Raw genomic sequence first — 5,725 nt, 5'->3', positions numbered from 1 at the left:
TGTTCTCCGCGGCGAAGAGCGAATTCAAGCACATGGAGTATTTCTACTTCCACAACTGCCTCTACGAGGGCGTCTGGAAGCAGAACAAGCGGCGCTTCACCGACCGTACGCCGACCTGGGACGTGCTGCACAAATATCCGCACGACTACAAGGTCGTGTTCGTCGGCGACGCCTCGATGAGCCCGTATGAGATCATGGTGCCCGGCGGCTCGGTCGAGCACGTCAACGAGGAGCCGGGCTCGGTCTGGCTCGATCGCATCATCCGCACCTACCCGCACGCGGTCTGGCTCAATCCAGTGGCGCAGAAGCACTGGGACTATTCGGAATCCACCACCCTGATCCGCCGCATCTTCGGCAACCGCATGTACCCGATCACGATCGAGGGCCTGGAAGGCGCGATGAAGGAATTGGTGCGTTGAACACGTCATTCCGGGACGGCTCGCAGAGCCGCACCCGGAATCTCGATCGAATGAAGCAATATCGAGATTCCGGGTTCGACGCTGATGCGTCGCCCTGGAATGACGGAGTAGGGAGTGAGAAAAATGCCACAGACCATTCATCGCGGCATCAAGGCACTTGTCGACGAGGCCAACGCCGAGATCGAGACCCTGAATGCAGAGCAGGCGATCGCGGCGGCCAAGCGCGATGATGTCGTCATCGTTGACATCCGCGATCCCCGCGAGATCGAGCGCGACGGCCGTATTCCCGGCGCCTTCGCCTGCACCCGCGGCATGCTGGAATTCTGGATCGATCCGAACAGCCCCTACGCCAAGCCGATCTTCCAGCAGGACAAGACCTTCATCTTCCACTGCGCCGGTGGCCTGCGCTCGGCGCTCGCCGCCAAGACGGCAAAGGACATGGGATTGAAGCCGGTCGCCCATATCGGCGGCGGCTTCGCGGCCTGGCGTGACGCCGGCGGGCCGGTCGAAGCATGGGCGCCGAAGAAGAAGGGCTGACTTCGACGTCATTCCAGTGCGCTCCCGGCGTGGCACCTCACACCGTCATTCCGGGGCGCGTCCGCAGGACGCGAACCCGGAATCTCGCAGTTGTATTCGCAAGACAATCTCTGGATTCCGGGTTCGATGCTTCGCATCGCCCTGGAATGACGAAGCAAGGAAAAGCTGATGACCACCACCGACGATCCTCTCGTCTCCACCGAATGGCTGGCTGCACATCTGAATGATCCGAAGGTCAAGATCCTCGACGCCACCTTCAAGCTGCCGGGCGTGCTGCCGCTGCCGAAGGACGACTATCTGAAGGCGCACATCCCCGGCGCGGTGTTCTTCGACGTCGACGCGGTGTCGGACCATTCCAACCCGCTGCCGCACATGTTTCCGAGCGCGGAGCAGTTCGGCCGCGATATCGGCGCGCTTGGTATCGGCAACGCCGAGACCGTCGTGGTCTATGATGCCGGCGGCTGGGTTGCCGGCCCGCGGGCCTGGTGGATGTTGCTGTCGTTCGGCCACAAGGACGTGCGCGTGCTCGATGGCGGCCTGAAGAAGTGGACCGCCGAGGGACGTCCCGTCGAGAGCGGCGAGGCGCCGCCGAGGCCTGCAACCTTCAAGGCCGCGTTCGATGCGGCGCGCGTCCGCTCGATGCAGCAACTGGTCGCCAATCTCGATAGCCGTCGCGAGCAGGTGATCGACGCGCGCGCCGGCAATCGCTTCGTCGGCGAAGTGCCCGAGCCGCGGCCGGGCCTGCGCTCTGGCCACATCCCCGGCGCCCGCAACCTGCCTTATGGCGAATTGTTCGACGCCGCGACCGGCACGATGAAGCCGCTCGACCAGCTGCGCCAGGCGTTCACATCGGCCGGCGTCGATACGGCCAAGCCGATCGTCACCTCCTGCGGCTCCGGCGTCTCGGCAGCCGTGCTGACGCTGGCGCTGTACCGGCTCGGGGTCCGCGACACCGCGCTTTACGATGGCTCGTGGTCGGAGTGGGGCGCGGAGGCGGGCCCGCCGGTTGCGACCGGCGCGGCCTGATCGTCGTGACGGTTAGCGGGCTTGTTGCACGGCCTGCTGGCCGAACGCCGATTGGCCAAACCCTTGCGACTGCCCGAACGGATCCATGCTCTGCTGCTGGGCTGCCTGTCGCGCGGCCTGGGCCCGTTGCGCCATCTCGCGGCGGCGCTTGGCGCGGCGGGCGTCCGCCAGCCGCTCCTTGGCGAGGCGCTCCTTGGCAAGACGTTCCTTGGCAAGATGGTCTTGCGCCTGGCGCCGTTTGGCGAGGCTCTGGTGCAGTTGGAGGCTCGCGGTCTTGATCGAGGCCTTGTGGTCGCTGGCCATGGCCTGCTCGACGACGGGCGAGATCTTCATTGCGACCGGTTCGGGCCGCGGCTGAGCAATCGCGCGGAGCTGGCTAGTGAGCTCGGTGATGAGCGGATTTGCACTCGGGCTTGGCGCGTCGCTGGTGGTGACCGGCGTCGTGGTCGGGACTTGGGCTTCGGCGAAGACGGGCAGCACGTCGCGTCGGGGGGACGTGGTTTCGGCGGTGACGGGCGCCGGCGTGGCGGCACTGGTCGCCGTGCTGTCTGGCTTCGGCGGATCGGCCGCTAAGATCTCGGGTGCGGCCGGCGCCGGGGCAGCCGGAGCGGCTGCGGCGGCCTCAGTCTTCGCGGCGTCCGTCGCACTGATATCTGCGTCGGTCGCGATCGGCGCGATTGCTGCGACGACAGTCTGCTCGGCGGCGGGCGGCGTAGCTGCGGCCGTCGCTTCCGGTGCCGGCGGGGCTGCGGCCGTCACTTCTGGCGCCGGCGCGGCTGTCGGCTCGGCGACGACAGACGCGGCTTCCGCGGCGTCGGCGGAGGTGACGACGATCTCCATGGGCGCGTCGGCCGGCGGAGCGGCGGGCTGCAGTTCGGGCGTGGGGGCGGGCGCCGTCGGAGCCGGCGGCTCGACGCGGAGCATCGCTATCACCGGGCGTTGTGGCTCGGCCGGCGGCAGGAAGCTCGTGTAGCTGCCCTCGGGCGTTGTGCGCCATGAGGAGCTGCTGGCGAATTGTTCATGGGCGGCCCGGAACAGCGCGGCGGCGCCGAGGCCGAAGACGAGGAGGGATAAAGAGAAGACGATCGCGGCGACCAGGAAACGAAAGCCGGGAAGCATTGACGGGAACTTTCGCCTCGGCAGCACAGCTGCTGAGGCATTCGAGCGAAACGGGAACGCGGTGACCACAGGGATGGCCGCGTTCGCTTGAGCGCAGCCAGCAATGGCCGCCTCGCCGCGAATCAGGCTCGAGTCAAGATACCGAAAGCAGGCGTCCGGACTTGTTAATTTGCGGGCGAATTAAGCCCGGAAAACGCTTTTTAGGCCGCTGAGACTTCCGTGCAACGACGGAAGGCGGATCACAAATTGCCGAAATGCCCCGGGGCTGGCCGAATTGTCTTGAATGCGCCGCTATCTTCGGCCATCTGGCGCACAATGATCCGAAGTCGGCTTGGGGAACATACACGAGCGATGATGATCCGACACATTCTGACGATTTGCGCTGTCGCGGCAGCAGGCGTGGCAGTGACTTCGCATGTGCAGGCACAGCAGGTCTATCAGACCGCGCCAGGCGGCGCGTACTTGCCGCCTCCCGGCCCTTATCCAGTCGACGCGCGTACCGGCAACGCACAAGGGCCGGACTTCGACGCAGTTGATGACGAGGACGGTAACGGCGCGGCCTTGCCGCCGCCTGGTCCGGCGAACGATCCGCGCTATGGCCACCAAGCCAATGTGCCCGCGTACGGTGCCGCGCCGCAGGGGCCGGTGATGTCCCCGGACGATCCGCGTTACGGCCGTCCGGCCAACGCAACGGCGTATGGCGCTGCTCCGCAGGGTCCAGTGATGTCGCCGGACGATCCGCGCTATGGCCGCCCGGCCAATGCGCCGGTTTACGGTGCAGCTCCGCAGGGCCCGGTGATGTCGCCGGATGATCCGCGCTACGGCCGCCCGGCTGGTCCGCCGCCGGTGATCTATGCCGACCGCCCCGCCGGAGCGCCGCAGACCTATGGCAACGCGGCCTACAGTGCACCTGCTGGCGACGCGAATGCATTGCGGCCGCCGGGGGCTGTCGGTGGCGCGGCCGACGCCCAGGCTGCCCCGCCCGCGACCGATTCCGCCGGCCGTCCCATGACCGTGGCGTCCCTGCCTCCCGAGGAGCAGCCGGATGCAGCTCCCGCCCAGCTGCCCGCGAACCTGCGTCGCCAGGAAGTCGACTTCGCCACCAAGGAGCCGCCGGGAACCATCGTCGTCGATACGCCGCACACCTATCTGTACCTGGTGCTCGGCAATGGCCGCGCGATGCGCTACGGCGTCCGCGTTGGTCGCGACGGCTTCACCTGGACCGGCGTGCAGAAGATCTCGCGCAAGAAGGAATGGCCGGATTGGTATCCGCCGAGCGAGATGATCGAGCGCCAGCCCTATCTGCCGCGCTTCATGGCCGGCGGCCCGGGCAACCCGCTCGGCGCTCGTGCGATGTATCTCGGCTCGACGGTGTATCGTATCCACGGCACCAACCAGCCCTCGACCATCGGCAAGTTCGTGTCGTCCGGCTGCATCGGCATGCTCAATGACGACGTTTCCGACCTGTTCGAGCGGGTCAAGGTCGGCACAAGGGTTGTCGTCCTGCCGGGCGGTGCGCCGCCGAGCACGGCCAACACCGCGACCGCGTCGGCGGCGCCGCTGCCGAACGCGGCTCCGGTCCCGATGCAGCAGGCCAGCGTTCCCGGTTCGCAGCCGTCTTCGGTGCAGCCGCTGCCGCCCCCGGTCACCATCCGCTGATCGGCATATCCGGCTTCAAACGCGAACGCCCTCCCGATCGGGAGGGCGTTTTGCTTTGAGAGGCTTCGTCGATCGGCTCAGACCAGCCGGCGCGGCGGCTCGCTGCCTGCGACATAGGCCGCGATGCATTCGACCATCTGGCCGTAATGGGCGCGGAAGCTTTCCTCGGTAACGTAGCCGAGATGCGGCGTCAGCACGAGGTTGTCGAGCTTGCGGAACGGATGGTCTGTCGGCAGCGGCTCGACCGAGAACACGTCGAGCGCGGCACCGGCGATCTTCTTCTGCCGCAGCGTCTCCAGCAGCGCGGCCTCGTCGATGATCGGCCCGCGCGAGGTATTGACGATGTAGGCGGAGGGCTTCATCCGCGCCAGGTCGTTGCGGCCGACCAGCCCGCGCGAGCGCTCGCTCAGCACCACGTGGATGCTGATGATGTCGGCGGTCGAGAATAGCTCCTCCTTGGTCGCATAGCCGACGCCCGCGGCCGCGCAACGCTCCGGCGTCAGGTTCGGGCTCCAGGCAATCGGGTTCATGCCGAATGCCTTACCGAGGCCGGCCACCTTGGTGCCGAGCTTGCCGAGCCCGATCAGGCCGAGCGTCTTGCCCTCGATCTCGACGCCGCCAAGCTTCTGCCACGGCTCGCCCGCATGCATGCGCGCGTTCTCCTGGCCGATCTTGCGAGTCAGTTCCAGCATCAGGCCGATCGCCAGATGGGCGGTCGGATCGCGGCCATATTGGGTGCCGCAGACCACGACGTTGCGCGCCTTGGCTGCTTCCATATCGATCGCGGCATTGCGCATGCCAGAGGTGAGCAGGAGCTTCAGCTTGGGTAGCGCCTCGATCAGGGAACGCGGAAACGCCGTGCGTTCACGCATGGCGCAGATGATGTCGAAATCGACCAGCGCGCTTTGCACATCCTGCTCAGAGGCGAAGGGGTGCGTGAAGACGGTTGCATCGACGCGGTCGGC

General features: G+C 66.8%; 5 protein-coding genes and 1 pseudogene. 4 read left to right on the top strand and 2 right to left on the bottom strand.

Features of this window, described 5'->3' with window-relative positions; translation table 11 throughout:
• From WA702_RS05475 to sseA, 3 genes and pseudogenes are all read left to right on the top strand, one after another.
• Positions 1-419, top strand: a pseudogene (locus WA702_RS05475) (VWA domain-containing protein); the annotation flags it as partial.
• Between the two features lie 123 nt (positions 420-542).
• Positions 543-956 carry a rhodanese-like domain-containing protein gene (locus WA702_RS05470; RefSeq protein ID WP_425109520.1) on the top strand — a complete coding sequence of 138 codons (414 nt, stop codon included), beginning with the start codon at positions 543-545 and terminating at the stop codon, positions 954-956.
• A 168-nt stretch (positions 957-1,124) separates the two neighbouring features.
• Positions 1,125-1,982 (top strand): 3-mercaptopyruvate sulfurtransferase, encoded by an 858-nt coding sequence (sseA, locus tag WA702_RS05465; RefSeq protein WP_425109519.1) that lies wholly within the window; start codon positions 1,125-1,127, stop codon positions 1,980-1,982.
• A gap of 12 nt (positions 1,983-1,994) precedes the next feature.
• On the opposite strand, the gene WA702_RS05460 is transcribed toward sseA, so the two are convergent.
• Positions 1,995-3,170: a hypothetical protein gene (locus tag WA702_RS05460; protein WP_425109518.1), complete on the bottom strand. Its 1,176-nt coding sequence runs from the start codon at positions 3,168-3,170 to the stop codon at positions 1,995-1,997.
• A gap of 282 nt (positions 3,171-3,452) precedes the next feature.
• Between WA702_RS05460 and WA702_RS05455 the strand changes: the two genes are divergently transcribed.
• The gene (locus WA702_RS05455; protein WP_425109517.1) at positions 3,453-4,760 is read left to right on the top strand and encodes a L,D-transpeptidase family protein; all 1,308 of its coding nucleotides are present in this window, start codon (positions 3,453-3,455) and stop codon (positions 4,758-4,760) included.
• A 77-nt stretch (positions 4,761-4,837) separates the two neighbouring features.
• On the opposite strand, the gene WA702_RS05450 is transcribed toward WA702_RS05455, so the two are convergent.
• A partial coding sequence (locus WA702_RS05450; protein ID WP_425109516.1) for a D-2-hydroxyacid dehydrogenase family protein occupies positions 4,838-5,725 on the bottom strand: 888 nt, incomplete at its 5' end.

Source organism: Bradyrhizobium sp. (genome assembly GCF_049798375.1).
Lineage (GTDB): Bacteria > Pseudomonadota > Alphaproteobacteria > Rhizobiales > Xanthobacteraceae > Bradyrhizobium.
Note: the sequence above shows the minus strand (reverse complement) of the source record. Positions and strands in the feature narration are given on the sequence as shown.

What these genes read in the sequence shown, in the direction of transcription:
- sseA (WP_425109519.1), top strand. Translation starts at nt 1,125, where the DNA reads ATGACCACCACCGACGATCCTCTCGTCTCCACCGAATGGCTGGCTGCA.
- WA702_RS05455 (WP_425109517.1), top strand. Translation starts at nt 3,453, where the DNA reads ATGATGATCCGACACATTCTGACGATTTGCGCTGTCGCGGCAGCAGGC.
- WA702_RS05470 (WP_425109520.1), top strand. Translation starts at nt 543, where the DNA reads ATGCCACAGACCATTCATCGCGGCATCAAGGCACTTGTCGACGAGGCC.